A 25410-nucleotide genomic window follows, 5' to 3' on the forward strand; every position below is an offset into this window, starting at 1 on the left:
GAACCAGCCAAGGGCTGGGAACTCTTTGGACCTCGTGGGCGTTGTAGCTCATGACAGTTCGACTTGATCAGGAGGCCGTCATGGCAAATGCCAGCACCATCCGCGTCGACCGGGACCTGGACGCCCAGAGTCCAGCGGCTGACCTCGTACGCGTGTATCTCAATGGTATTGGCAAAACTGCCTTACTCAACGCCGCCGATGAGGTGGAACTCGCAAAGCGCATCGAGGCAGGGCTCTACGCCAAGCACCTGCTCGACACGCGGAAGCGCTTGGGCGAGAACCGCAAACGTGATCTTGCTGCCGTGGTCCGCGACGGTGAGGCCGCGCGTAGGCACCTTCTCGAAGCCAACCTGCGCCTTGTCGTTTCGCTGGCGAAGCGCTACACCGGTCGCGGCATGCCGCTGCTCGACCTGATCCAGGAAGGCAACCTGGGCCTGATCCGGGCGATGGAAAAGTTCGACTACGCCAAGGGATTCAAGTTCTCGACGTACGCCACGTGGTGGATCCGTCAGGCGATCACCCGCGGCATGGCCGACCAGAGCCGCACGATCCGGCTGCCGGTGCACCTCGTCGAGCAGGTCAACAAGCTGGCTCGGATCAAGCGCGAGATGCACCAGAACCTCGGCCGTGAAGCCACCGATGAGGAACTGGCCGCCGAGTCCGGGATCCCGGTGGAGAAGATCACCGATCTGCTCGAGCACAGCCGCGACCCGGTGAGCCTCGATATGCCGGTGGGCAGCGACGAGGAAGCGCCGCTGGGCGACTTCATCGAGGACGCCGAGGCAATGTCGGCTGAGAACGCGGTGATCTCCGAACTGCTGCACACCGACATCCGGCACGTGCTGGCCACGCTCGACGAGCGCGAGCAGCAGGTGATCCGGCTGCGGTTCGGCCTCGACGACGGTCAGCCCCGCACCCTCGACCAGATCGGCAAGCTGTTCGGGCTCTCCCGCGAGCGGGTGCGTCAGATCGAGCGCGAGGTGATGGCCAAGCTCCGCAACGGCGAACGTGCGGACCGCCTCCGCTCGTACGCAAGTTAGACCCCCGACACGATCCCCGCTGCTTCGACCGGCGGGGATCGTGTCGTATCAGCATGTGCCGGTGTCGCAGACGTAACAACGCAGTTCAGGCCCTTTAGCCGGTAGACTCGGCCTCTGACGGAGGGTTAGCGCAATGAATGATCTGGTCGACACCACGGAGATGTACCTGCGGACGATCTACGACCTCGAGGAAGAGGGCGTGGTGCCCCTGCGTGCACGCATCGCAGAACGTCTCGATCAGAGCGGTCCCACCGTCAGCCAGACGGTGTCGCGGATGGAGCGCGACGGCCTGCTGCACGTTGCAGGCGATCGCCACCTCGAGCTGACCGACAAGGGCCGAGCCCTCGCGGTGGCCGTCATGCGCAAGCACCGCCTCGCCGAGAGGCTGCTCGTCGATGTCATCGGCCTGCCCTGGGAGGAAGTGCACGCCGAGGCCTGCCGCTGGGAACATGTGATGAGCGAGGACGTCGAGCGCCGGCTCGTCCAGGTTCTCGACAACCCGACCACCTCGCCGTTCGGAAACCCCATCCCCGGGCTTTCGGAGCTGGGCTTGATCAGCACGTCGTCGGAACGCGACCGGTTGAACCTCGTTCGGTTGACCGAGTTGCCCGCCGGAATGCCCGTCGCGGTCGTGGTGAGGCAGCTGACCGAGCATGTACAGGGTGACGCCGACCTGATCAGCAGGCTCAAGGATGCCGGTGTGGTGCCCAACGCCCGCGTGACCGTGCAGAGCAACGACCACGGCGGGGTGTTGATCGTGATCCCCGGCCACGAACAGGTCGAGCTGCCCCACCACATGGCGCACGCCGTCAAGGTCGAAAAGGTCTGACCTCCCGAGCGACAGCGGCGGCCGGCGGTCAACCGGCCCGTCTTCCGAATGCCTGCCTGGGCGGTAACCGGACTCCCAACTGGTCGGCCAAGCGGTAGCCGGTCGCGGCGAGTTCGCGGATCTGCTCCGGGCGCAGACCGGACTGCAGCGCGGTGTCGAGCATGCGGGCCATCCGGTGGGCGCCGTCGCAGCGCAGCGCCGCCTCCAACGACACCCCCGCCAGCGGACCGTCACCGCGGGCGTAGGCCGAGAACGCCAACAACACCAGCGCTTCGGCCCGCCACGGCTCCGGAAGCCGCCGCGACAACTCCGCCCACAGCGACTCGGCGTGAGCCGCGCGCTCGCCGACTGCGAGCGCGTACAACGTGTCGCGCACCTGCAGATCGGTCAGGGCAGCCGCGATCCGGGTCACCACCTCGTCGGGCAGGTCGTCACCCTCGGACACCCGCGCGGCCGCCGCGATCACCGCCTCGATCTCGCCGCACGCATCGCCCTCCGATCGACCTGCCTGCGCGTCCTCGATCGGACCGGCTAACACCTGGGCGCGAGCGGGATCGGTGACCGCGATGACGTCCTGGAGTTCGGTGCGCCGGGCATAGAGGCGGCGCCCGTCCAGCACGGCGGCCATCGCGAGCGGCGACGCCGACGGGTCGTCCACGGTGCCCGCTGCGCCGCAGCCGTCGGCGCAGTGCCACCGCCCGCCGGCCGCGATCCGGTCGACGACATGCGCGGCGAGCAGTTCGATCCCCCGGTCGGCCAGGGCGGACGCCAGTGCGGCGGCCAGCTCGCGGTATTCGTCGTTGCACAGCCGACAGCCCGCACCGTCCTCGTCGACCACGACAGCGATCGCCGAGTCAGGTCGCGCCGCCGCGGCGACCTCGGCGATGTCCTCGACCGAATCGGTCAGCTCCTCGGAGAGGTCCACCCGCATGACGCATCCCATCGCGCCGCGGTCCACGGTCACGAGCACGAGGGATTTCTCGGGGACGAAGCCCAGAACGGCGGGCAGGGCGGCGATCAGCACCGCGGGGCGGTCGAGGTGGAAGTCGGGTGAAGGTGAGGTCGTCATGGGGTGACCTTCCCCGCCGCCTCGGACGGCAGCCGCCCGTCGACGTTGGTGGCCCGCGCCGCTGTGGATCAATCCGGGGTTGGGGATGAATTCAGCTTCGGTTGAGGCAGTCGGCGTGCAGAACCCGCTCAACCGGCGTACACCTTGTTGCCATGGCTTCCATGCTCGAGTACGACCTCGTGGTCATAGGTTCCGGACCTGGCGGGCAGAAGGCGGCGATCGCCGCCGCGAAGCTCGGGAAGACGGTCGCGGTCGTCGAGCGGGGACGCATGCTCGGCGGGGTGTGCGTGAACACCGGAACGATCCCCTCCAAGACGCTGCGCGAAGCGGTCGTCTACCTCACCGGCATGAGCCAGCGCGAGCTGTACGGCGCCAGCTACCGGGTGAAGGAGAAGATCACGCCCGCCGATCTGCTGGCACGAACGAGCCACGTCATCGGCAAGGAACAAGACGTCGTGCGCTCCCAGTTGATGCGCAACCGCATCGACCTCATCCAGGGCCACGGCAGATTCATCGACGCCCACACCGTCCTGGTAGAGGAACCCACCCGGGGTGAGCGCACCACCGTCAGCGGCGAGTACATCGTGATCGCCACCGGCACCAAACCGGCCCGTCCTGCCGGTATCGAATTCGACGAGAACCGTGTGCTGGACTCCGACGGGATCCTCGACCTCAAGTCGCTGCCCTCGACGATGGTCGTGGTCGGTGCCGGGGTGATCGGCATCGAATACGCGTCGATGTTCGCCGCGCTGGGCACCAAGGTCACCGTCGTCGAGAAGCGCGACAGCATGCTCGACTTCTGCGATCCCGAGATCGTCGAGGCGCTGAAGTTCCACCTGCGCGACCTCGCGGTGACGTTCCGGTTCGGCGAGGAGGTGACGGCAGTGGACGTCGGATCGGCGGGCACCGTGACCACGCTGGCCAGCGGTAAGCAGATCCCCGCCGAGACCGTGATGTACTCCGCGGGTCGGCAGGGCCAGACCGAGCATCTCGACCTCGACAACGCCGGACTGCAGACCGACGCGCGCGGCCGCATCGACGTCGACAGCAACTTCCAGACCAAGGTCGACCACATCTACGCGGTCGGCGATGTGATCGGCTTCCCGGCGCTGGCCGCGACGTCGATGGACCAGGGCAGGCTGGCGGCCTACCACGCGTTCGGCGAGCCGGCGAAGGGCATGACCGACCTGCAGCCGATCGGCATCTACTCGATCCCGGAGGTGTCCTACGTCGGCGCGACCGAGGTCGAGCTGACGCGCAGCGCGATCCCCTACGAAGTGGGGGTATCGCGCTACCGCGAGCTGGCCAGGGGTCAGATCGCCGGCGATTCCTACGGCATGCTCAAACTGCTGGTCGCGACGGACGATCTGCGCCTGCTCGGCGTGCACATCTTCGGCACCAGCGCCACCGAGATGGTGCACATCGGCCAGGCCGTGATGGGCTGCGGAGGAACCATCGACTACCTTGTCGACGCCGTGTTCAACTACCCCACCTTTTCGGAGGCGTACAAGGTCGCGGCCCTGGATGTGATGAACAAGCTGCGCGCGCTCAACCAGTTCCGCGCCTAGCCCGGCCGGGTCGCACCGCAAACGTTTTCACGGCTTCGCGCATGGGATGCCCGCCAGCGGGAACGCAACATGCGCGAGACTAGTTGTCACTGTACGAAGACGTTAACGGTCTGGCACCACCGCAAGGAGGCGAGGCTCATGGCTGACGACGCTGGTCACCCCGAACAGCACTACCAGCCGGAACACTCAGGCATGTACGAGTTGGAGTTCCCCGCGCCCCAGCTGTCGTCCACGGACGGCCGGGGGCCGGTGCTCATCCACGCCCTCGAAGGCTTCTCCGACGCCGGGCACGCAATCCGGTTGGCCGCCCAGCACCTGAAGGACACACTCGACACCGAGTTGGTGGCGTCGTTCGCGATCGACGAGCTGCTGGACTACCGGTCCCGCCGCCCGTTGATGACGTTCAAGACCGACCATTTCACTCACTACGAGGATCCGGAGCTCAACCTGTACGCGATGCGCGACAGCGTCGGCACCCCGTTCCTTCTTCTGGCCGGCCTGGAGCCGGATCTGCGCTGGGAGCGGTTCATCACCGCGGTCCGGCTTCTGGCCGAACGGCTCGACGTCCGCCGCGTGGTGGGGCTGGGCACCATCCCCATGGCGGTGCCGCACACCCGGCCCATCACGATGACTGCGCATTCGAGCGACAAGGAACTCATCGCCGACCACCAGCCGTGGATCGGCGAGGTTCAGGTTCCGGCGAGTGCGTCGAACCTGCTGGAGTTCCGGATGTCGCAGCACGGGCACGAGGTGGTCGGCTACACCGTCCACGTCCCGCACTATCTGGCGCAGACGGACTATCCCGCGGCGGCCGAGGCGCTACTGGCCGAGGTCTCCAGAAACGCGTCTCTCCAGATCCCGCTCGAGGCGTTGGTCACGGCCGGCGCGGAAGTCCTGACCAAGATCAACGAGCAGGTCGAGCAGAGCCCCGAGGTGGCGCAGGTGGTCGCCGCTTTGGAACGCCAGTACGACGCCTACATGGCGGCCCAGGAGAACCGGTCCCTGCTCGCCAAAGACGAGGACCTGCCCAGCGGTGAGGAACTCGGCGCCGAGTTCGAGCGGTTCCTGGCCCAGCAGGCCGAGAAGAAGTCGAAGGACCGATTCGAAGACGGCGACGACGCCGGATAACGGGGGGTGGCCCGGTCAATGGGCGACTCGAGGGGCGCAGTGCGCGGCGGCCCGCTAAGTTGACGCAATGCCGCCTCGAAAGCCGAATCTTCGCCCCGTACGGGATCTCACCCCCGTGCTGCAGTTCCGCACCATCCACGGTTACCGGCGCGCGTACCGGGTGGCCGGTTCGGGGCCCGCGATACTGCTGATCCACGGAATCGGCGACAACTCCACCACGTGGGAGACCGTTCAGTCGAAGCTCGCGCAGCGATTCACTGTCATCGCACCGGACCTGTTGGGCCACGGCAAGTCCGACAAACCGCGTGCCGACTACTCGGTCGCCGCTTATGCCAATGGGATGCGAGACCTGCTCAGCATCCTCGACATCGACCACGTCACGGTGATCGGTCATTCGCTGGGCGGCGGCGTGGCCATGCAGTTCGCGTACCAGTTCCCGCAGTTGGTCGACCGGCTCATCCTGGTCGGCGCCGGTGGGGTCACCAAAGATGTCAACATCGCGTTGCGCTTCGCCTCCCTGCCGATGGGCAGTGAGGCGCTGGCGCTGCTGCGGTTGCCGTTCGTGCTGCCTGCCGTGCAGGCCGTGGGCCGCGTCGCCGGCGGGGTCTTCGGCTCGACCGGCCTCGGTCGCGACCTGCCACAGGTGTTGCGCATCCTCAACGACCTGCCCGAACCGACCGCGTCGTCGGCGTTCGCCCGCACGCTGCGCGCTGTCGTCGATTGGCGCGGTCAGGTGGTGACCATGCTGGACCGCTGCTATTTGACGCAGTCGGTTCCCGTTCAGCTGATATGGGGTAGCTGCGACGCCGTGATCCCGGTCAGCCACGCCCGGATGGCGCACGCCGCGATGCCGGGATCGCAGTTGGAAATCTTCGACGGCTCCGGCCATTTCCCGTTCCACGACGACCCGGACCGTTTCGTCGAGGTGGTGGAGAAGTTCATCGACAGCTCCGAACCGGCGGTCTACGACCAGGAATACCTGCGCGGGCTGCTGCGGGCGGGGATCACCGAAGGCGCGATCTCCGGATCGGCCCACACTCGGATCGCGGTGCTCGACGCGATGGAGACGGACGAACGCAGCGCGACCTGAGCGTCCTGCGCGCAGCGACCCGGCCAACGGCACTCGAATACGAAGTAGCATCGGGCCCATGGCCATCGACGTGACGGTGTTGCGAGTCTTCGCCGACCCTGACGGCAATCACGGAAACCCACTCGGTGTCGTCGACGCCGGCACCGTGGACCCCGACGATCGCCAGCGGATAGCCACCCAATTGGGTTACAGCGAAACTATTTTCGTCGACCTGCCCGCCCCGGGTACGAGCACGGCATACGCGCGTATCCATACTCCGGTCGTCGAGCTGCCGTTCGCCGGACACCCCACTGTCGGCGCGGCGTGGTGGCTCCGCGAGCAGGGCACTCCGGTCCACACGTTGCGGGTCCCGGCCGGCCTCGTCCAAGTTGCCCACGATGACGGCCTGACCTCCGTTCAGGCCCGTGCGGAGTGGGCACCGGAGTTCGCCGTCCACGACATCGGCTCCGTCGACGAGCTCCTGGCGCTTGACCCGTCGGATTATCCCGACGACATCAATCACTACCTGTGGACGTGGATCGACCGGGACAAGGGTGAGTTGCGGTCACGGATGTTCGCGACCGATCTTGGTGTGCCCGAAGACGAGGCCACCGGCGCCGCGGCCGTTCGGATCACCGACTACCTCAGTCGTGACCTGACGATCGTGCAGGGTAAGGGCTCGCACATCTACACCACGTGGAGTGCCGAGGGCTGGGTGCGTGTCGCCGGCCGCGTCGTCAACGACGGCATCAAGCAGATCGACTGATTGGACCTACGACAGCCGGTCAGCTGGCGGTCGGTTGCGGCGAATTCCGATGCGCTCGCAGCGCCTCGATTTCGCGTTCGAAATCCTCGGCCGAGGTGAAGCCGCGATACACCGAGGCGAAGCGCAGGTAGGCCACCTCATCGAGATCGCGAAGCGGCCCCAGGATGGCGAGTCCCACTTCGTGGCTGGGGATCTCGGGCGATCCCGCGGCGCGCACGGTGTCCTCGACCTGCTGTGCCAGCAGGTTCAGTGCATCCTCGTCGACCTGACTGCCTTGGCACGCCCGGCGCACTCCCTTGATGACCTTCTCGCGGCTGAACGGCTCAGTGACACCGCTGCGCTTGACGACGGCCAGTATGGCGGTCTCGACCGTGGTGAACCGGCGTCCGCACTCCGGGCACGAACGCCGCCGCCGGATGGCCTGGCCCTCGTCGGTTTCCCGCGAGTCCACCACGCGCGAATCAGGGTGACGGCAGAACGGACAGTGCATCACCGCTCCTTCGCCGCGCCAACAGAGGACCAACTCGAACCTCTCCGAGCGTACCCGCGGCGGGTTGCGAAAGCCCAGCACCGGGCTGAACGGCACATAGTCGGCCGATCTGTCGGTGAACATGTCTGCGCAGCAAGCTGTTTGGCCGGCCGGTGACCGTCAGCCGACCGGCGCGATCAGTGTCTGGCCGGCGTCCAGTGCGGGCGAGTCGAGCTGGTTGAGCTCGCTGATCCGCTCCATCACCTGGCTCACGGGCGCGTCGGGGGCCACGCGCATGGCGACGTGCTGCAGGCTCTCGCCGGTCTGGACCTGCACCACCGCGAGGCGCTCCGGCACCGCGGTCGAGGTGGTGCCCACGACGCCGCCGAACTGCGCGACCAGGCCGAGCCACATCGTGATGCCCGCCGCGACCAAGGACAGGAGCACCGTGGTGGCGGGGGTGATCGGTCGCCGTCGGTGCGATGCACGCGACATCAGCACGCCGGTTCCCCGGTAGCGGACCGCCGCTGTGCTCGGTCGGGTGGCCGCGGCGTGCCGACGACGGGCGCTCGCGGGCCGGATACCGGTCCTGACCACGCGCGGGGCCTGGAATTCGTGGGTGTCGAGAACGATCATCTGCCTGCCTTCCGATCCGCTGTTTTCGCTCTTGTGTTCGAAGATAGTCGATCACATGTTCGAAAGATAGAACGTGTGATCGAACTGTTGTGAAACGATAGGGCAGGCCACCGACAGAAAAACGATGCGTGATTCTCGCGACTTCCGGACGCATCCCGACTCCGACACGCCCTCGAACACATGTTTGATTAATCGAGTGCGGCGGGTTACATTCGGCGGCATGGACTCCAGCAGCGATAAACCGGACGGCACAGGCGGGGCCAGATCTGTGGACTCTGGACTCACCGAGCGTCAGCGCACCATCCTCGACGTCATCCGCGCATCGGTCACCAACCGTGGCTACCCGCCCAGCATCAGGGAGATCGGCGATGCGGTCGGTTTGACCTCCACGTCCTCGGTCGCGCATCAACTGCGCACGCTGGAGCGCAAGGGCTACCTGCGGCGCGACCCCAACCGGCCGCGCGCCGTCGACGTGCGCGGCGCCGACGACCACGTGAGTCCGATCGTCGCCACCGACGTCGCCGGCTCCGATGCCCTACCGGAGCCGACGTTCGTGCCCGTGCTCGGGCGCATCGCCGCGGGCGGGCCGATCCTGGCCGAGGAGGCTGTCGAAGACGTCTTCCCGCTGCCGCGCGAATTAGTCGGCGAGGGCTCGCTCTTCCTGCTCAAGGTCGTCGGCGACTCGATGGTCGATGCCGCGATCTGCGACGGCGACTGGGTTGTGGTGCGTCAGCAGAACGTCGCCGACAACGGGGACATCGTGGCCGCGATGATCGACGGCGAAGCCACGGTGAAAACGTTCAAACGTACGCGCGGGCAGGTGTGGTTGATGCCGCACAACCCGGCCTTCGATCCGATTCCAGGTAACGACGCCGCGGTGCTCGGCAAGGTCGTCACCGTCATACGGAAGATCTAGTCGGCTCGGACGAAACCGTTCGTGCGCGCGAATTCCTCGCTGGAGAACCAGATTTCGGCTTGTACCTCGTCGTAATCGGCTGAGGTGGGAAGCCAATAGAGCCCCGACTGGGTGTCGGCCTTGATCGGGTAACCCTCGGGCGGCTGCCCGGAGTCACCGAACGGAAGGCGAAACGCCGGGCTGGGTACTTCCGGCTCGTCGATGACGATCCTGGCGTGACGGCCCGTGTCGGTCAGCGGATCCCGTCGCAGAGGTTCGTGTTCCACCGGCAACGCGGGTATATCGCGTTCCTCGAACCCCAGGTCGGGCTCCTCGAATCGCTCGTCAGACGCCGCGTACAGCTCGTCGTCACGTTCTTCGGGTAGCGCGTCGCGCTCGTCGGGTAGCGCGTCGCGGTCCTCGGGCGCACCGTCCTGCTCGCCGGCGGTCTCAGCCGCGCCGGCGGCCAGGCGCCCCGCGGCGATGCCGGCCTCTCCGGAACTCGGTATCCGTGTCGGCGCGGTGTCGACGTTGTCCGGGTTCTCCTCACCCGCGGCGAATGCCGACGTGTCCGAGGCATCACCGAAGTCCGGCGACGGCGCCTCCCAGGGATTGGCCGATGACGCCGAGCCCGACTCCCCCGACGCAGACAACGCGCCCAAACCCTCAGTGGCATACCGATCGCCGAACATCGCCGCGGACGGATCCCCGCCGCTCGACCCGGCTGCCCCCGAACCCAGTGTGCTGTAGGCCTGTTCGGCCTCCGCGCCGTACGAGTCGTCGTAGTGGTCCTCGACGGGACCGGGTCGATCGACGTCGCTACGACGCCGGTTGCGCAGGCTCGCAAACGCCACCAGGCCCACAAGGATCAGCACCGGCACGATCGCCAGCAGCCACCACCAGCTGAAGGCGAACCAGTTCCCGTCACCACCGGAGTCCGAAGCGCGCGGCGTGCCGGGCGTATCGGAGCCCCGCTCGGCGGGGACCTCCAGGCCGGCCAACTCGGTCGCGAGGTTGGGCGGCTCGGTGCTGAACTCACCGGTTGACCGATTCCAGTTGACCACGCCGCCGGTGAACCGCTGCGTGATGACGTCACCCTTCTCGGACTGGTCGGCCATCGGTGCGCCGAGCGTCCCCTCGGCGCCGTCGAGCTTGTCCCACGCCGCACTCATCGCGCCGCGCACCAGCACAGCGCCGTGGTCCGGCGTCCAGAAGATCACCGGTTTGTCGTCGGCGGCGAAGCGCGCCGTCCGGCTCGCGGTGGCCAGCCCGCCGTCGGCCTCACTGGCGATCGGGAATCCGAGATCCCCCTCGGGCCCGCCGAGGCTTTCGTACTTGGCCAGGACCTGACCGGTGACGACTCGCGCACCTGTCGCGGGACTGTAGAAGATCTTGCCGCCGGCGAAGTTCTGCCCCAGACCGTCATCGCCTATCGGGTACGGCGGTCCCTCCGCGGCGCCGAGAGGACCCAGCGGGCCTCCCGCCGCGCGGCGTGCCGCGTTGATCGCCGACGTCGCGTCGCCGGGGATCTGCAGGTCCGCCAATTGCGCGGCGAGGTCGGGCGGCACGGTGGTGAACGTCTTGTCGCGGGTGTTGTAGGTGATCTCGCCGCCGGTGAACTTCTGGGTGATCAGATCGCCGCGGTAGGTCTCGTCGTCGGCGGGCACACCGAGCCGTCCGGTGGAGCCGCCCAAGTTGTCCCATGCCGCGTTGATCGGTCCCCGGACCACACGCGCGCCGGTGTCCTGGGTCCAGAAGATCACCGGGTTGTCGCTGGCGCTGAACGTGACGTTGAAGCTGCCGGGCGCCCGCCCTGGCCCGTCGTCCATGGTCGGGAATCCCAGGTCGCTGTCGGCAGGGCCGCCGAGCGATTCGTACTTCTCCAGGATCGCGCCGCGCATGATGTGAGCGCCGGTATCGGGTGTGAAGAAGATCTTGCCGCCTGCGAAGTTCTGCGCGAACCCGTCGCCCACCGGGTACACGTCGCCCTGCCTGGGACCCAATGGGCCGCCGTCACCGCCGCTGCCGTCCCAGGCCGCGGTGATCGCGGCGTTGGCGGCATCGGATTCCGGTGAGGCGCTCGCCACCGGCGGTAACAGTAGGGCCACGGCGCCCACGAGCAGACCGATCGCCATCCGGCCCAACACCGTGGTGCCCCGGCTGTTCTGCCCGATCATTCGACCTCCCGGGTCGGTACGAAATTTCGCTCGGATTTTCGCACCCGTCCTCTATCTGTCGTCAGACGCCAATTACCAACGAACACGCCGATCTTCGGATGAAAATACCTGCCGATACTCCATTCGCTGTGGATAACCCCGCCGTGCCGCCTCGATTAATCGCGACCGCATCGCCCAATTTCGCACCGCGGTCTCGTTGGCAGCGCAGCAATTAGTTTGCACGCGAGCGTGGGGAATGGCGGACATTCGCGACTATTTGCACAAATATTGGTAGCTACCAGGCAATGTCTCGCGCGATCGACGACCTGTGCACGCGATTGCGGCCGAATTGCCATTCGCTATCCGTGGGCGCCGATGGTTAATCGACCGGTGCGTCGGCCGGACCGGGCCGGCCGGTGTCCGCACCTAGACTGACACCATGGAAGCCCCGGTCAGCCTGACGCACTGGGGCGCCTTCGCCGCCCACATGCGAGACGGCGACATCTACGCGGTCAGACCGTTCGACGGCGACGCGGACCCCTCACCGTTGCTGGGCAATCTGCCGGGATCACTTCGGCACCGCTCACGGATAGCCACACCCGCCGTACGCCGCGGCTGGTTGCGCGACGGGCCGGGTCCGAGCACTCGGCGCGGTAACGACGAGTTCGTCGCCGTCACGTGGGACCAGCTGACCGACCTGCTCACCGACGAGCTGCGCCGTGTCGTCGAAACGCATGGTAACGAGGCGATCTTCGGCGGTTCGTACGGCTGGTCAAGCGCGGGCCGATTTCACCACGCCCAGAGCCAGGTCCACCGCTTCCTGAATCTCCTTGGCGGCTACACATTTTCCCGTCACTCCTACAGCCTCGGCGCGACAGGTGTGATCATGCCGCGCGTCGTCGGCACGCACGACGACCTATTCAAGCGGTCCACCGCGTGGGACGTCATCGTCGAGCACACCGAACTTCTCGTGTGCTTCGGCGGGCTGGCGCTGAAGAACACGGCGATCAACCACGGTGGGACCACCGCGCATCCGGCACGCGATGCGCTGCGACGCTATCGAGCTCGCGGCGGACAGGTCGTGTCGTTCTCACCTCTGCGCGACGACGTCGACGGTGAGTGTGAATGGTTCGCGCCGGTGCCCGGCACCGACGTGGCGATCATGCTCGCGCTCGCCTACGTGCTGGCCACGGAGGGGCTGGCCGACGGCGAGTTCCTGGCCACGTATTGCACCGGTTATGAACGCTTCGAGCGCTATCTCCTCGGAGCGGACGACGGTGTGCCGAAAACCCCTCGGTGGGCGTCGGTGATCTCCGGCATACCCGCCGACGACCTGGTCCGCTTGGCCCGGCGGATGTCGCAGCACCGCACGATCGTCACGGTCAGCTGGTCACTGCAACGCACACGACACGGCGAACAGACGCCGTGGATGGGTCTGGCATTGGCCGCCATGCTGGGGCAGATCGGCCTTGCGGGTGGCGGATTCGGGCACGGCTACGGTTCGATGAACGAGCCCGGCCTGCCGCCGCTGCGGACCGGATTGCCAAGGCTTCCACAGGGCATCAATCCCGTGCGCACGTTCATTCCGGTTGCCGCGATCAGCGATCTGCTGTTGCGGCCCGGTGAGCCGTTCGACTACAACGGCCAACGGCTGGTCTTCCCCGACATCAGGTTGGTGTACTGGGCCGGTGGTAACCCGTTCCACCACCACCAGAACATCCCGCGACTGCGGCGCGCGCTCGGCCGCGTCGACACGCTCGTTGTGCACGAACCCTATTGGACCGCCATGGCCAAACACGCCGATATCGTCGTGCCGTCGACGACATCGTTCGAACGCGACGATTATTCGGGATCGCGCAACGATCCCATGCTGATGGCGATGCCCAAGCTCGCCGAACCGTTCGCCCAATCACGGGACGACTACGCGACTTTCGCCGCGCTCGCGGATCGACTGGGCTTCGGCGACCAGTTCACCGAGAGCCGTACACCGCGACAGTGGCTGGCGCATCTGTACGAGAAGTGGGCGGCCGAGCTGGATTTCGCCGTACCGACGTTCGAGAACTTCTGGAGGCGCGGGCGGCTGCGGTTGCCTGTCGAGGAGGGCCTCACCCTGCTGGCCGACTTCCGCGCCGATCCCGTCACCCACCGACTCGGCACTCCGAGTGGCTTGATCGAGATCTTCTCCGCCGACGTCGACGGCTTCGGCTACGCCGACTGTGCCGGACACCCGAAATGGTTCGAACCCGCCGAATGGCTGGGCGGCCCACGAGCAGCCGACTATCCTCTGCACCTGCTGGCCAACCAACCGGCGTCTCGGCTGCACGGTCAACTGGACGGCGGAGCGGTCAGCCAGAAGTCGAAAGTTCAAGGGCGCGAGCCGATCCGGATGCACCCGCGGGACGCCGCCGCCCGCAGCCTCGTCGACGGCGACGTGGTGCGGGTGTACAACGGCCGCGGGGCGTGCCTGGCCGGCCTGGTGATCGACGATCGCCTGCGGCCCGACGTCGTGCAGTTGTCGACCGGGGCCTGGTTCGACCCCGTCGATCCGGCCGACCCGGATTCGATGTGCGCGCATGGAAATCCGAACGTGCTGACCGACGACGTGGGTACGTCTTCGCTTGCGCACGGCTGCACGGGCGCACATGTGCTGGTGCAGGTGGAGAAGTACACCGGCGATCTGCCGCCGGTGCGGGCACACGAGCCGCCCGTGATCGACGGGCTGTGACGCTTCTCACCGAGAGTTGTCCGATTAGCGAAACCGTGTTTCGGGTATTGGACGGTCACACCGACCGATCGGCAAGGAGGAAGCCAGGTGTCCGACGACAAGAACAGCGGGCCCGAAGAGGCCATCAAGGGCGTCGTGGAAGGCGCCAAGGGCAAGGCCAAAGAGGTGCTGGGCGCGGTCGCGGGTCGCGACGACCTGTACCGCGAGGGCAAGGCCCAGCAGGACAAGGCGGATGCGCAGCGTGACGCCGCACAGAAGGAAGCCGAAGCCGAGAGCGCCCGTGCGGCGGCCAAGACCGCCGAGAAGCGGCAGGAATCCGAGCAGCGGCCGACGGACGACCGGTAGATCTTTTCGAGCGAGGGGCGCAGAGGCACAGCCTCTGCGCCTCTTTGCGTGCTCAGAGCCCGCGGGAACGGGTCAGAACGTCGCGTACTCGCGCAAGGCGGCCGCCAGTGGAACCGGAACCCGGGCCTTGATCCTCGTCCCCTCGGCGGTGTGTTCGGTGGCATCGACGCGGCCATCGGCGTGCACGCGGTTGACCAGATCGCCGCGCTCGTAAGGGATCGTCACGTCGACCACGGTGTCGGTGGGTGTGATCAGCTCGGCCATCCGCTGCTGCAAACGCTCCAGGCCGTCACCCGTGCGCGCTGAGACGAACACCGCATCGGGCAGGGCCCGGCGCAGCTGCGCCAACGTCAAAGCGTCGGCCGCGTCGATCTTGTTGACCACCAACAGTTCCGGCGCCGGAGCGCGGGCGTCGACCGGATCGGACGCCTCCCCCGGAGTGGCTCCGGTGATCACCTCGTTGACCACCGTGCGCACGGCGTTGATCTGCGCGAGCGGATTCGCGTCGGATCCGTCGACGACGTGCACCAGCAGGTCGGCGTCGACGACCTCCTCCAGCGTGGAACGGAAGGCCTCCACGAGCTGGGTGGGCAGGTGACGGACGAACCCTACGGTGTCGGTCAGAACGAACGGCCTGCCGTCGGCGAATTCGCCTCGGCGCGTTGTTGGTTCGAGTGTTGCGAACAATGCGTTCTCCACCAGCACGCCCGCTCCGGTGAGCGCGTTGAGCAGGCTGGATTTACCCGCGTTGGTGTAGCCCACGATCGCGACCGACGGCACCTCGCTGCGCCGCCTGCCGCCGCGCTGGGTGTCGCGGATCTTCTTCATGTCCTTGATGTCGCGGCGCAGCTTGGCCATCCGCTCGCGGATACGGCGGCGGTCGGTCTCGATCTTGGTTTCACCTGGACCGCGCAGACCCACGCCGCCACCCGCGCCGCCGGCGCGGCCGCCGGCCTGCCGGGACATCGACTCGCCCCAACCGCGCAGCCTGGGCAGCATGTACTCCATCTGCGCCAAGGTGACCTGCGCCTTGCCCTCCCGACTGGTCGCGTGCTGGGCGAAGATGTCGAGGATGAGCGCGGTGCGGTCGATGACCTTGACCTTGACCGCCTTCTCCAGGGCGGTCAGCTGGGCGGGGCTGAGCTCACCGTCGCAGATGACGGTGTCGGCACCCGTCGCGAGCACGATCTCGCGAAGCTCGGCGGCCTTGCCCGAGCCGATGTAGGTGGAGGCGTCGGGCTTGTCGCGGCGCTGGATGACACCCTCGAGCACTTCCGAGCCCGCGGTTTCGGCAAGTGCGGCCAGCTCGGCCAGGCTGGCCTCGGCGTCGGCGGCACTGCCTTCGGTCCAGACGCCGACCAGCACCACACGTTCCAGGCGCAGCTGGCGGTACTCGACCTCGGAAACGTCGGTCAGTTCGGTCGACAAACCGGCCACGCGGCGCAGCGCCGTGCGGTCTTCGAGAGCCAACTCGCCCGCGCTCGGGGCGCTGTGAGTTGAAGGATCGGGATACGTCATAGGCGAATAGAGATTCGCACGGAAATCACTTTTCATGCACCCCAATTAACGTTGCGCAACGCGCCACCATTCCTCGGACAGCTCGCCGTGGGCCACCAGGACCGACGGGCCGCGCAGAAAACTACTGGCCTCGGTGACCGTGACCGAGACTTCGCCGCCCGGAATGCGGACCTCGAGGCTGCCGGTTGCCGCGCCGGAGTACGCCAACGCGGCGACCGCGGCCGCGACGGTGCCCGTTCCGCACGACCGGGTCTCCCCGACACCACGTTCGTGCACCCGCATCGTCACCGCGCCGTCCACGGGTGCGGTCAACACCTCGATGTTGACGCCCTCCGGGAACTGCGCGGCGTCGAAGGACACCGGCGCACCGACGTCGAGGGCGGTCAGCTCCTCGAACGTCAGATCGGGGTCGACGCAGGCCAAGTGCGGGTTGCCGACGTCGACAGCAAGGCCGGCGAACGGCCTGCCGCCGACGATCGCCTCCCCGGTGCCCAACTGGTTCACCTTGCCCATTTCGACGGTGACGTCGGCGTTCGTCGCGTCGCAATGGTGCAACACCACCGGCCGGGGACCTGCCAGCGACCCGACCACGAAGTCGTCGCGGCTTTCCAGGCCGCTGGCGCGCAGATAGTGCGCGAACACCCGGACCCCGTTGCCGCACATCTGCGCGATCGACCCGTCGGCGTTGCGGTAGTCCATGTACCAGTCCTCGCCGGCGACGCCCTCCGGGAACTGTTCGAACAAACCGGCACGCTGCGCGGCCTGCGCGGTGGTCACCCGCAGCACACCGTCGGCGCCCAACCCGCGGCGCCGGTCGCACAGCGCCGTCACCGCCGCCGGGGCCAGCGTCAGCTCGAAGTCGAGGTCGGGCAGCAGCACGAAATCGTTCTGCGTGCCGTGTCCCTTGGCGAACCTCACGTGTTCAGGGTACGTCTCGCCACACCCGCAGCGTCTCCTCCGCGAGGCCGCGGCCGGCGCCGTCCAGCCAGGCGATGCGGTGGTCACGGCGGAACCAGGACCGTTGCCTGCGGACATAGCGGCGGGTGCCGACGAACGTCGGCTCGCGTGCCGCCGAGCCGTCGCCACCGGCGTCGAGGTCGGCGAGGACCTGCGCATAACCCAGCGCCCGCGACGCGGTGACCCCCTCACGCAGCCCGCCTTCCAGCAGCGCGCAAACCTCGTCGACGAGTCCGTCAGCGAACATCTTGTCGGTTCGCTGAGCTAGTCTTTCGTCCAGAAGCGTTGTGGGCCAGTCGAGTCCGATGATCGCGGTGTCCCAGCGCGGTGCGCCGATGGTGGGAAACGACGCGGCGAACGGCCGACCGGTCAGTTCGACCACCTCGAGCGCGCGCACGATTCGTCGTCCGTCGGTGGGCTGGATGGAGGTGGCGGCGTCGGGGTCCACGCGGGCCAGTTCCTGATGCAGTGCGGCCGCCCCGATCTCCGCGAGCCGGTGCTCCCAGCGTGCGCGCACCGCCGGGTCGGTGGCCGGGAACGTCCAGTTGTCGAGCAGCGATTGGACATACATCATCGACCCGCCCACGATGACGGGCACCGCACCGCGATCGAGGATGGCCTCGATGTCGTCGGCGGCCGACTGCTGATAGCGGGCCACGCTCGCGGTCTCGATCACCTCGAGCACGTCGAGCTGATGGTGCGGTATCCCGCGCCGCTCCTGAACCGTCGACTTCGCGGTTCCGATGTCCATGCCGCGGTACATCTGCATCGCATCGGCATTCACGATCTCGCCGTCGAGCCGTTCGGCCACGTCCAGCGCCAGCGCCGACTTACCGGTCCCCGTCGGTCCGATGATCGCGATCGGCCGCGTCATCGTGTCCGAGCGCTCATCGTGGCTGCCACAGGCCCGTGAAATAGCCGACGCCGTACGGCGCACCGCGGTACAGCTCCTTGGCCGACCGCGGGCCGGGACCGACCAACCCGGCCAGCACCCCGAAGGCGACCCGCCCCACCACCGACGCGGGCAATCGGGCAAGCGGCGCGGTCTCGCCGCCGGCCAGCGCATCGTCGAGCGCGGTTTGTACGGGGACCGAGTCCGGGTCGAAGCCGCCCGGCGCGGAGGGCGTCAGCGTGTTGGCTCCGTCGGCGACGACGAGGACGCCGACTGGGTCGCCCGCCTCGCCGATCTCGGCGCGCAGTCGCTCGCCGTGGGCCAGCGCGGCGTCGATGTCGTGGCCGTCGCTGTAGACCCGCACCTCGGCGGAGGCCTCGGGGCGGGCCGCACCGCGCACCCAGCCGGTGATCAGCGCGCACAACGGCATCGCGACCGGGTCGCCGTCGGCGCCTGGAGACAACGCGACCCTGACGTCGACGCCGTAACCGGCGAACGTCCCGGCCTGATCGGGACCGACGACCTGATCGCAGGGCCCAACCCCGACCGCTACCCAGCGCGACGGAAGGCCGGCCACCGCGGTGAACACCGCCTCGCGCAGGTCGGCCAGATCCGGCGCGGCGCCTCCGGCGAGTTCGGGCACCATGACCGGTGCCGACGGGACGATCGCGATGGCGCTCAGCACGCCGTCCACGCTAATGCGATGCGGGCTGGGCGGCGGTGGCGGCTTCGCCGCGGGCGAGCGCGGCCGTCGAAACCACCATCACCACCACCGCGACGATCAGCACGAGCCAGCCCTCCTCGCCCGGCCGCAGCGTCTCCCCCAGCACGACGACGCCGAGCACCGCGGCGACCACCGGTTCGGTCACCGTCATCGTCGGCAGCGACGCGGTCAGCGACCCGGCGCGAAACGACGCCTGCTGCCACGCCGTACCCGCGACCGCCACGACCACCCAGACGTACAGCTCGGGGGTCCGCAGCAGGGCTTCGAGCCCGTCCCCGAGACGGTCGACCACACCCTTGGTCAACACGGCGAACAACCCCCACAACGCTCCGGACACCAGCGCCAGTAGCACCGCGCTGACGGGTCCCTTCCAGATGCCGGCGCCGATGACGCACAACGCCAACGCCGGAACGAGCACCACCAGCACCGCGGTCCAGGTTTCCCACGAGGCCCGAGAGTCCCCCTCGGTCGGGTTTCCGACCGTCACGATCACGGCGACCGAGGCCGCCAGCAGCGCCGCCCACGTCCACTGCCAAGGCGTCACCCGCTGATGCGAGAGGCGGGCGTGGATCGGCAGTGCGAACAGCAGCGAGGTCACCAGGATCGCCTGGACGAGGAGCACGGACCCCACGCCCAGCGCGGCGGCCTGCAACGCGAACCCGGCGGCGGCCACGAAGCTGCCCAGCCACCACTGCCGGTCGCGCAGCAGCCGGGTGAACAGCTCCAGATGACCGACCGGCTCGTCGGCGACCTCGTGGGCCTGCCGCTGGTGGATCACGTCGCCGATCGCCACGAACACAGCGGCGCCCAGGGCCAGGACGACGGCCAGATCGACTCCAGCGCTCATGCCGGCCATCGCAGTCCTTCCGTAGGTTGTCGCGACGAGCCTAGGCACGTCATCGGGGAAAGCTGTGCGCACGCGCCCCGACGACCTGTTTGAATAGCGTTCGGACAGCGATCAGGCGCCGCGTTGCGCGGCAGGTACGCGGTACGCCGCGGAGGGTACGAGGATTACCGACATGACGACCAGCCAGCCAGGGGGCCAGTCCTCCTCGCCGAAACCCGCTCCCCGGCCCGGACCGCCGCGTCCCGGACCCGTGCCGCGGCCGGGCCGACCGGGGCCGACGGTGGCCGTGCCCCCGACCAGCGATCCGCACCGGTTCGGCCGCGTCGACCCCGACGGCACGGTGTGGCTGATCACCGGCTCGGGTGAACGGATCATCGGATCGTGGCAGGCCGGCGACACCGAGGCCGCCTACGCGCACTTCGGCAGGCGCTTCGACGACCTGCAGACCGAGGTCGTGCTGATGGAGAGCCGGCTTGAGTCCGGTACCGGCGACGCCCGCAAGATCAAAGCGGCCGCGCAGTCGCTGGCCGAGACCCTGCCGACCGCGCACGTCCTCGGCGACGTCGACGCGATCGCCGAGCGCCTGCAGGCCATCGTCGACCACGCCGACGAGACCGCTCAGGCCGAAAAGGCTCGGCGCGAGGAGTTGCGCGCCGCGCAGACCGCCCGCAAGGAGGCACTGGCCGCCGAGGCCGAGGACATCGCCGCCAACTCCACCCAGTGGAAGGCCGCAGGCGACCGGTTGCGGGAGATCCTCGACGAGTGGCGCACGATCACCGGGCTCGACCGCAAAACCGATGACGCCCTGTGGAAGCGCTATTCGGCGGCACGCGAACAGTTCAACCGCAGGCGCGGCTCGCATTTCGCCGAACTCGACCGCGAACGCGCAGGCGCCCGGCAGGCCAAGGAGGCGCTGTGCGAGCGCGCCGAGGAGTTGGCCGACTCGACGGACTGGGGTCCCACCAGCGCGGCGTTCCGCGAACTGCTGAACGAATGGAAGGCGGCTGGGCGCGCGGCCAAGGACGTCGACGACGCGCTGTGGCAGCGGTTCAAGGCGGCCCAGGACAAGTTCTTCGGGGCGCGCAATGCGGCCAGCGCCGAGCGCGACGCGGAGTTTCGCGCCAACGCGCAGGCCAAAGAGGCGCTGCTGGCCGAGGCGGAGAAGATCGACACCTCCGATCTCGACGCGGCGCGCGCCGCGCTGCGGGTGATCGGCGACAAGTGGGACGCCATCGGCAAGGTGCCCCGCGAACGCGGCGCCGAGTTGGAACGGCGTCTGCGCGCGATCGAGAAGAAGGTCCGCGAGGCGCCGACGCACGGTGTCGATCCCGAAGCCCAGGCGCGTGCCGACCAATTCCGGGTCCGCGCAGAGCAATACGAGCGTCAGGCGGAGAAGGCCGCCGCCGCCGGCCGGGACAAGGACGCCGCCGAGGCGCGCGCCAGCGCCGAGCAGTGGCGGCAGTGGGCGGACGCGGCCGCCGAGGCGCTCGGCAAGACCCGCTGAACGCTCAGCAGTCGGTGGAGATCTCGAACGGCGCGGTGGTGCGTTCGCCCGGATCGTCGTGGAAGAACCCGACCGCCGTGCCGGTGATCGTGAACTTGCCGTCCACCAGGCTGGCTTCGGCCTCACCGGTGGTCTCGTCCCAAAAGCTGCCCGTGAACCCACCCAGGTTGTTGATCTGCACCGAGCGCGCGACGACCGGATCCCCGGTGCGAACCTGGGCGATCAGGCCGGGCGTCTGCTCGAGCGTCTCGAGATTCCACAGCCAGCCCACCTGGGTGCAATCGACGAGGTGCCCGCCGGCATCCTTCCCGTCGATGCTCACATGGACGAGGTGCTTGGCCAGCAGTTCCGGGCCCGACGCGCATCCCGTCGGGATCATCAGCACGGCTGCTGTTGCAACGGCAAATCGTTTGTCCATGGTGCCGCCTCGATGACTTCCCGGCTACTCGTCTTCGCCGGGCGTTGACATTCGCATTCCCCACGGAGATTTGCTGTATACCTCCGGCGTATGGCCGGCAGCCATTGCGGGTATCACTTTGACCCGACTCCCGAAGGTCCGGTCATGGTCGAAGATGTCAGCGTCGCGCGCACCGCGGCAGCACTGTTGCTGACCGCGGGGCTCTCCGGCTGCTCTTCCGCACCGCCGGCTTCACCCGACCCCATGGGCGGCACCGCGACGATGTCCATCAACTCGCATCCCACCGGTGATCGGTACTACGTCAGCTGCGCCAAGGTGAAGTGGCTGCTGACCATCGAAAGCGGGGACACCGACAGGGGTTTCACGGCCATCGTCGATACGGACGACGGCCCCGACGCGCAGGTCGTCAAGATCCGCGACCTCGGCGGGTTCACCGGTTCCGCATGGACCGGTGGCGTCGGTCAACTGCGAGCAACCCGCGACAACGGCCGAATCACGATCAGCGGCACCGGGTACGGGTACTTCGCCGACGACCCTCACCGCCCAGCGACAGCGGCCTTCGACATAACGGCCGGATGCTAGCCCGGTCGCGAGAGTGAGCCCGTGCGCGAACCGATCGTCACCGTCGTTTGTTCACGGTCACCCCCGCGCATGAACATCATCGATTGCTCGGACCCCGGCTGCGTCTGGCGCAAGCCACCCAGTAGGTCCTCGACAGAATGCACCGGTTTGCCGGCGAACTCGACGATCACGTCGCCGGGCCGAAGCCCCGCGAGGGCAGCCGGTGCGCCGGGATCGACGCTGGTCACCAACGCACCGCCGTCGACCTGCACACCCCGCAGCTGCTGGATCGCCGGGGTCAGCCGACCCAGGGAGATACCGAGGTACGGGTGCGTGACTTCGCCGTCGGCGAGGAGTTGATTCGCCACATCGAGCACCGTTGCCGCGGGAATCGCGAACCCCAACGACACCGCGCCCACCGCCGGCGGAATGTACGCCTCGTTGATCCCCACGACCCGTCCCTCGGCGTCGAGCAAGGCGCCGCCGGAGTTACCCGGCGAGATGGGCGCGTCGGTCTGGATCAAATCCACCAACGACTGAGTTTTCGCCGCCGAGCCGGGGATGTCCCGGTGCAGACCCGAGATGACGCCGACGGTCACGGAGTTCTGGAACCCCAGCGGACTCCCGATCGCGACGGCGACCTCGCCGGGCCGGGGCAGATCTTCGCGGAACCGCGGCACCGGCATGTCCTGGCCTTGCGTGCGCACGACGGCCAGGTCGGTCACCTCGTCCGTGCCCACCACGACGCCGGGCGAACGTTCCTCGTCGGCGGTTATGACGGTCACTTCGCGGGCGTCGCCGACGACATGGGCATTGGTCACCACGACGTCGGGGCGTAGCACCACGCCGCTGCCGACACCGCCGTCGCGCTCGACCGTCACCACGCTCGGACTGACGCGTTCCACCAGATCGGCGTAGCCGGTGCGGTCCAGCGCCGAAGGTGGAGAAGCCTCGGTCAACGGCGTCGCCGCCGGAGTCGGTGTCGACGCCGGAGCCGATGTCGACGCGTCCTGTGGACTGGACTGCAGCGTGCATCCGGCGACCGCGACGAGAGCTGCCGCGGCGGCCGCTCCGACACGAAAATGCCTGGTCTGCAAAGGTTTACCTCCTGATTTCAGTATGCACACGGCACGGACCGGCCGCCGGCGATAGCAGCGGCTCGGACTGCCGAGGCGGTGCACGGGCCGGCTAGGGGGACCGCTTGGCTCGCTTCCAGCGAGCACCCAGCACGAGCGCGCCGGCGGCAGCAACGACACCGGCGACCGCCAGCGTGATCGTCCATATCCGCCGGTCTTCGAGATTCATCTGACACAGCCGCGTGAAGTCGGTGTCGGCGACCACCCCACCGGGAACCGGGATGTTGGCTGCGCTGCCGTCGTCGTGCGCGCGGGCGGCGGACAAGTCGGGCGCCACGGCGCTGCCGCACTCGATCGTCAGATTCTCGGGTGATGCCGAAACCGGAGTGAACAAGCCCGCGACGCCGACGATCGCCGCGACGACACCAACGAAAAGCACTATCCGTAGCACAATCATGCACCTGACATACCCATTGCCGCGGATTCCTCGCGGCAAGATTGCCGCAGCCGCTCCAGCGTCGCGCCGAGCAGCCGCGATACCTGTACCTGCGAAACACCGAGGCGCCGGCCGATTTGGCTCTGCGGCAGGTTCTCACAGAACCGCAGCCGCAGGATCAGCCGTTCACGCTCGGTGAGCGTGCTCACCAGTCCGGCGACGGTCAGCGCGTCCTCGACGCTGCTGTAGCGCGGGTCGTCGAGGCCCTGCCGTGCGGCGGCCGGTTCGGATTTCCCATCACCGGGTGCCGCCGCGTCGAGTGACGACGGTCGGTACGCGACAGCCGCGTCGACCGACTGCACCACCTCGTCTCGGTCGACACCGAGCTCGGCGGCCAGTTCGGTGGCCGTCGGCGCTCGGCCGAGACGCTGTGACATCGGACCGATCGCGGCGCGCACGCGCTGGCGGGTGTCCTTGATCCTGCGGGGCACGTGTATGACCCACGTGTGGTCGCGGAAGTGGCGGCGAACCTCGCCCATGATCGTCGGTACGGCGTAGCCGAGAAACGGCCCCTTACTTGGGTCGTAGCGGTCGATCGCCTTGATCAGGCCCAGCCGGGCCACCTGCCTCAGGTCGTCGGCCGATTCGCCGCGGCCGGCGAAGCGGCCCGCGATATGGTCGGCCAGCGGCAAACATCTGGTGATGATCTTGCAACGAAGCGAGTCCCGTCGCGCCCCCTCCGGCGTGCGGCGCAGCTCGCAGCACTGCGGGTGCACGTCGTCGTAGTCGTCTTCGTGAGTCCCCGCCGCGCCCGTGTCGCCCGTCGGTTCCACGGAATCGACGCGATTGGCAGCCTCCAGCAGGGCCGATACCATGACGGCCTCCCCTCTCGGTATTGACGTCGGGCCGGCCCGTCCACCGTTCGACTGGGTGCTGTCGACCGACCTGTAAGTGCAGACTATCGGCGCAGGAATAACGCAACCTGAAAGGAATCTGATAAGAACCCGTGAACCCGGACTCGCAAATTCAGCAAACAGAAGTAGGCGCAGTGGGCCCAGTGCGCCGGTCGGCCGCCGAACGTATAGGGACGCGGTTCGCGGGCAACTCTTCTCACCATGCAAGCTCTCACCGTTGACCCGACCAAAGCCCAGTCTCCGCGAGTGGAAGACCTCGCCGATCCCACTTCCGGGTCGACTGGCTGTGCCTGCCGCACTTCGACTCGCCGGCATGCTTTGCCGCAAGATAGGCAACTCAGATGAAGACACTTACCGTTTCACGGCGTCGCGTTGCGGCGGCCGGTTTGGTGACGAGCGTGTTGGTCGCCGGTTGCGGCGGCGATCCGAACATGGACTCGTCGAACCGGGGCGCGGGTTCGGAGACCGAGACGACGTCGGTCGAGAATGCCTTCATCGTGCCGCGCTTCATACCGGGGTCGTGCGCCATCCAGGTCGGCGATGCGGCGGCGCTCACGTTCACGGTGACTAACAACCGGATCACCGAGCCCGAACGCCTGCTCGGCATCGAGACGCCCGCCGCCGAGGCGATTCGGCTCTCTCCCGATGCGACGCTGCAGATTCCGCCCGAGACGTCGATCGCCGCCGGCCAACCGATCGAAGACGTCACCGACGGCGCCGCAGACTACCCCTTCACGGCCAGAGTCGAGGGGCTTCGGGAATCGGCGACGCCGGGCAAGTCGGTGGACATGACGTTTCACTTCGACAAGCAGGGCGACCTCGTGATGAAGGTTCCGATCGAGGCCTGTCCCACTCAGAAGTAGGCCAT

25 protein-coding genes are annotated in these 25410 nt (G+C 67.9%); 12 read left to right on the plus strand and 13 right to left on the minus strand.

Annotated elements, in window-relative coordinates; translation table 11 throughout:
- The first annotated feature begins 80 nt into the window (after positions 1-80).
- Both sigB and A5790_RS03620 read left to right on the plus strand, forming a co-directional pair.
- Positions 81-1040, plus strand: a complete 960-nt coding sequence (gene sigB, locus A5790_RS03615; protein WP_064426032.1) for a sigma-70 family RNA polymerase sigma factor SigB — start codon at positions 81-83, stop codon at positions 1038-1040.
- Between the two features lie 133 nt (positions 1041-1173).
- The gene (locus A5790_RS03620; protein WP_064417002.1) at positions 1174-1869 is read left to right on the plus strand and encodes a metal-dependent transcriptional regulator; all 696 of its coding nucleotides are present in this window, start codon (positions 1174-1176) and stop codon (positions 1867-1869) included.
- Positions 1870-1897: 28 nt separating this feature from the next.
- Here the strand turns inward: A5790_RS03620 and A5790_RS03625 are convergent, their stop codons facing one another.
- On the minus strand, positions 1898-2938 hold the full coding sequence (locus tag A5790_RS03625) for a DUF4192 domain-containing protein (protein WP_066841429.1): 1041 nt from the start codon (positions 2936-2938) through the stop codon (positions 1898-1900).
- Between the two features lie 161 nt (positions 2939-3099).
- Here A5790_RS03625 and sthA point away from each other — a divergent pair, with 161 nt between their 5' ends.
- The 4 genes from sthA (at position 3100) to A5790_RS03645 (ending at position 7469) form a co-directional block, all read left to right on the plus strand.
- The gene (gene sthA, locus A5790_RS03630; RefSeq protein WP_094292281.1) at positions 3100-4506 is read left to right on the plus strand and encodes a Si-specific NAD(P)(+) transhydrogenase; all 1407 of its coding nucleotides are present in this window, start codon (positions 3100-3102) and stop codon (positions 4504-4506) included.
- A gap of 138 nt (positions 4507-4644) precedes the next feature.
- On the plus strand, positions 4645-5634 hold the full coding sequence (locus A5790_RS03635) for a proteasome assembly chaperone family protein (RefSeq protein WP_066841430.1): 990 nt from the start codon (positions 4645-4647) through the stop codon (positions 5632-5634).
- A gap of 67 nt (positions 5635-5701) precedes the next feature.
- The gene (locus A5790_RS03640) at positions 5702-6724 is read left to right on the plus strand and encodes an alpha/beta fold hydrolase (RefSeq protein ID WP_066841431.1); all 1023 of its coding nucleotides are present in this window, start codon (positions 5702-5704) and stop codon (positions 6722-6724) included.
- A gap of 58 nt (positions 6725-6782) precedes the next feature.
- On the plus strand, positions 6783-7469 hold the full coding sequence (locus A5790_RS03645; protein WP_066841432.1) for a PhzF family phenazine biosynthesis protein: 687 nt from the start codon (positions 6783-6785) through the stop codon (positions 7467-7469).
- 19 nt (positions 7470-7488) lie between these two features.
- Here A5790_RS03645 and nrdR read toward each other — a convergent pair whose 3' ends face one another.
- Both nrdR and A5790_RS03655 read right to left on the minus strand, forming a co-directional pair.
- Positions 7489-7959, minus strand: coding sequence for a transcriptional regulator NrdR (gene nrdR, locus A5790_RS03650; RefSeq protein ID WP_064350988.1), 471 nt, complete (start codon positions 7957-7959; stop codon positions 7489-7491).
- Positions 7960-8118: 159 nt separating this feature from the next.
- Complete coding sequence (locus A5790_RS03655) at positions 8119-8574, minus strand: LysM peptidoglycan-binding domain-containing protein (RefSeq protein ID WP_066841433.1); 456 nt, start codon at positions 8572-8574, stop codon at positions 8119-8121.
- A gap of 220 nt (positions 8575-8794) precedes the next feature.
- Between A5790_RS03655 and lexA the strand changes: the two genes are divergently transcribed.
- Entirely contained in the window at positions 8795-9490 is a 696-nt protein-coding gene (gene lexA / locus A5790_RS03660) for a transcriptional repressor LexA (RefSeq protein ID WP_066841434.1), read from the plus strand.
- On the opposite strand, the gene A5790_RS03665 is transcribed toward lexA, so the two are convergent.
- Positions 9487-11646: an LGFP repeat-containing protein gene (locus A5790_RS03665; protein ID WP_066841435.1), complete on the minus strand. Its 2160-nt coding sequence runs from the start codon at positions 11644-11646 to the stop codon at positions 9487-9489. The two genes, lexA and A5790_RS03665, sit on opposite strands and share 4 nt — an antisense overlap.
- A 418-nt stretch (positions 11647-12064) precedes the next feature.
- Here A5790_RS03665 and A5790_RS03670 point away from each other — a divergent pair, with 418 nt between their 5' ends.
- Positions 12065-14350 carry a molybdopterin guanine dinucleotide-containing S/N-oxide reductase gene (locus A5790_RS03670; RefSeq protein WP_066841436.1) on the plus strand — a complete coding sequence of 762 codons (2286 nt, stop codon included), beginning with the start codon at positions 12065-12067 and terminating at the stop codon, positions 14348-14350.
- An 87-nt stretch (positions 14351-14437) separates the two neighbouring features.
- Entirely contained in the window at positions 14438-14695 is a 258-nt protein-coding gene (locus A5790_RS03675) for a CsbD family protein (protein WP_066841437.1), read from the plus strand.
- 72 nt (positions 14696-14767) lie between these two features.
- On the opposite strand, the gene hflX is transcribed toward A5790_RS03675, so the two are convergent.
- The 5 genes from hflX to A5790_RS03700 are packed head-to-tail and all read right to left on the minus strand — an operon-like array spanning position 14768 to position 19633.
- The gene (gene hflX / locus A5790_RS03680; protein ID WP_156656288.1) at positions 14768-16213 is read right to left on the minus strand and encodes a GTPase HflX; all 1446 of its coding nucleotides are present in this window, start codon (positions 16211-16213) and stop codon (positions 14768-14770) included.
- A 45-nt stretch (positions 16214-16258) separates the two neighbouring features.
- Positions 16259-17131 carry a diaminopimelate epimerase gene (gene dapF / locus A5790_RS03685; RefSeq protein ID WP_064395279.1) on the minus strand — a complete coding sequence of 291 codons (873 nt, stop codon included), beginning with the start codon at positions 17129-17131 and terminating at the stop codon, positions 16259-16261.
- A gap of 4 nt (positions 17132-17135) precedes the next feature.
- A complete protein-coding gene (gene miaA, locus A5790_RS03690; protein WP_066841439.1) occupies positions 17136-18044 on the minus strand; it encodes a tRNA (adenosine(37)-N6)-dimethylallyltransferase MiaA in 909 nt (302 codons plus the stop codon).
- A gap of 13 nt (positions 18045-18057) precedes the next feature.
- Positions 18058-18747, minus strand: coding sequence for a hypothetical protein (locus A5790_RS03695; RefSeq protein WP_066841534.1), 690 nt, complete (start codon positions 18745-18747; stop codon positions 18058-18060).
- A 10-nt stretch (positions 18748-18757) separates the two neighbouring features.
- Positions 18758-19633, minus strand: a complete 876-nt coding sequence (locus A5790_RS03700; protein WP_066841535.1) for a DMT family transporter — start codon at positions 19631-19633, stop codon at positions 18758-18760.
- 172 nt (positions 19634-19805) lie between these two features.
- Here A5790_RS03700 and A5790_RS03705 point away from each other — a divergent pair, with 172 nt between their 5' ends.
- Complete coding sequence (locus A5790_RS03705; protein WP_066841440.1) at positions 19806-21137, plus strand: DUF349 domain-containing protein; 1332 nt, start codon at positions 19806-19808, stop codon at positions 21135-21137.
- Between the two features lie 4 nt (positions 21138-21141).
- Here A5790_RS03705 and A5790_RS03710 read toward each other — a convergent pair whose 3' ends face one another.
- A complete protein-coding gene (locus A5790_RS03710) occupies positions 21142-21555 on the minus strand; it encodes a lipoprotein LpqH (protein ID WP_066841441.1) in 414 nt (137 codons plus the stop codon).
- A gap of 144 nt (positions 21556-21699) precedes the next feature.
- On the opposite strand from A5790_RS03710, the gene A5790_RS03715 reads away from it, so the two are divergent.
- Entirely contained in the window at positions 21700-22137 is a 438-nt protein-coding gene (locus A5790_RS03715) for a lipoprotein LpqH (protein ID WP_064395275.1), read from the plus strand.
- Here A5790_RS03715 and A5790_RS03720 read toward each other — a convergent pair.
- From A5790_RS03720 to A5790_RS03730, 3 genes are all read right to left on the minus strand, one after another.
- Positions 22134-23213: a S1C family serine protease gene (locus A5790_RS03720; RefSeq protein ID WP_231987584.1), complete on the minus strand. Its 1080-nt coding sequence runs from the start codon at positions 23211-23213 to the stop codon at positions 22134-22136. The two genes, A5790_RS03715 and A5790_RS03720, sit on opposite strands and share 4 nt — an antisense overlap.
- Before the next feature lie 91 nt (positions 23214-23304).
- Entirely contained in the window at positions 23305-23631 is a 327-nt protein-coding gene (locus A5790_RS03725) for a hypothetical protein (protein WP_231984613.1), read from the minus strand.
- A 14-nt stretch (positions 23632-23645) separates the two neighbouring features.
- Positions 23646-24503, minus strand: a complete 858-nt coding sequence (locus tag A5790_RS03730; protein WP_082693878.1) for a SigB/SigF/SigG family RNA polymerase sigma factor — start codon at positions 24501-24503, stop codon at positions 23646-23648.
- A gap of 380 nt (positions 24504-24883) precedes the next feature.
- On the opposite strand from A5790_RS03730, the gene A5790_RS03735 reads away from it, so the two are divergent.
- Positions 24884-25405: a hypothetical protein gene (locus A5790_RS03735; protein WP_066809181.1), complete on the plus strand. Its 522-nt coding sequence runs from the start codon at positions 24884-24886 to the stop codon at positions 25403-25405.
- The last annotated feature ends 5 nt before the right edge of the window (positions 25406-25410 follow it).

Source organism: Mycobacterium sp. 852002-51152_SCH6134967 (genome assembly GCF_001667105.1).
In the GTDB taxonomy this organism is placed as follows: Bacteria; Actinomycetota; Actinomycetes; order Mycobacteriales; family Mycobacteriaceae; genus Mycobacterium; species Mycobacterium neumannii_A.

What these genes read in the sequence shown, in the direction of transcription:
- lexA (WP_066841434.1), top strand. Translation starts at nt 8,795, where the DNA reads ATGGACTCCAGCAGCGATAAACCGGACGGCACAGGCGGGGCCAGATCT.
- A5790_RS03645 (WP_066841432.1), top strand. Translation starts at nt 6,783, where the DNA reads ATGGCCATCGACGTGACGGTGTTGCGAGTCTTCGCCGACCCTGACGGC.
- A5790_RS03665 (WP_066841435.1), bottom strand. Translation starts at nt 11,646, where the DNA reads ATGATCGGGCAGAACAGCCGGGGCACCACGGTGTTGGGCCGGATGGCG.
- A5790_RS03730 (WP_082693878.1), bottom strand. Translation starts at nt 24,503, where the DNA reads ATGGTATCGGCCCTGCTGGAGGCTGCCAATCGCGTCGATTCCGTGGAA.
- A5790_RS03715 (WP_064395275.1), top strand. Translation starts at nt 21,700, where the DNA reads ATGGTCGAAGATGTCAGCGTCGCGCGCACCGCGGCAGCACTGTTGCTG.
- A5790_RS03735 (WP_066809181.1), top strand. Translation starts at nt 24,884, where the DNA reads ATGAAGACACTTACCGTTTCACGGCGTCGCGTTGCGGCGGCCGGTTTG.
- A5790_RS03620 (WP_064417002.1), top strand. Translation starts at nt 1,174, where the DNA reads ATGAATGATCTGGTCGACACCACGGAGATGTACCTGCGGACGATCTAC.
- A5790_RS03710 (WP_066841441.1), bottom strand. Translation starts at nt 21,555, where the DNA reads ATGGACAAACGATTTGCCGTTGCAACAGCAGCCGTGCTGATGATCCCG.
- A5790_RS03640 (WP_066841431.1), top strand. Translation starts at nt 5,702, where the DNA reads ATGCCGCCTCGAAAGCCGAATCTTCGCCCCGTACGGGATCTCACCCCC.
- A5790_RS03670 (WP_066841436.1), top strand. Translation starts at nt 12,065, where the DNA reads ATGGAAGCCCCGGTCAGCCTGACGCACTGGGGCGCCTTCGCCGCCCAC.
- sthA (WP_094292281.1), top strand. Translation starts at nt 3,100, where the DNA reads ATGCTCGAGTACGACCTCGTGGTCATAGGTTCCGGACCTGGCGGGCAG.
- sigB (WP_064426032.1), top strand. Translation starts at nt 81, where the DNA reads ATGGCAAATGCCAGCACCATCCGCGTCGACCGGGACCTGGACGCCCAG.
- A5790_RS03705 (WP_066841440.1), top strand. Translation starts at nt 19,806, where the DNA reads ATGACGACCAGCCAGCCAGGGGGCCAGTCCTCCTCGCCGAAACCCGCT.
- A5790_RS03700 (WP_066841535.1), bottom strand. Translation starts at nt 19,633, where the DNA reads ATGAGCGCTGGAGTCGATCTGGCCGTCGTCCTGGCCCTGGGCGCCGCT.
- A5790_RS03635 (WP_066841430.1), top strand. Translation starts at nt 4,645, where the DNA reads ATGGCTGACGACGCTGGTCACCCCGAACAGCACTACCAGCCGGAACAC.
- hflX (WP_156656288.1), bottom strand. Translation starts at nt 16,213, where the DNA reads ATGACGTATCCCGATCCTTCAACTCACAGCGCCCCGAGCGCGGGCGAG.
- miaA (WP_066841439.1), bottom strand. Translation starts at nt 18,044, where the DNA reads ATGACGCGGCCGATCGCGATCATCGGACCGACGGGGACCGGTAAGTCG.
- nrdR (WP_064350988.1), bottom strand. Translation starts at nt 7,959, where the DNA reads ATGCACTGTCCGTTCTGCCGTCACCCTGATTCGCGCGTGGTGGACTCG.
- A5790_RS03625 (WP_066841429.1), bottom strand. Translation starts at nt 2,938, where the DNA reads ATGACGACCTCACCTTCACCCGACTTCCACCTCGACCGCCCCGCGGTG.
- A5790_RS03655 (WP_066841433.1), bottom strand. Translation starts at nt 8,574, where the DNA reads ATGATCGTTCTCGACACCCACGAATTCCAGGCCCCGCGCGTGGTCAGG.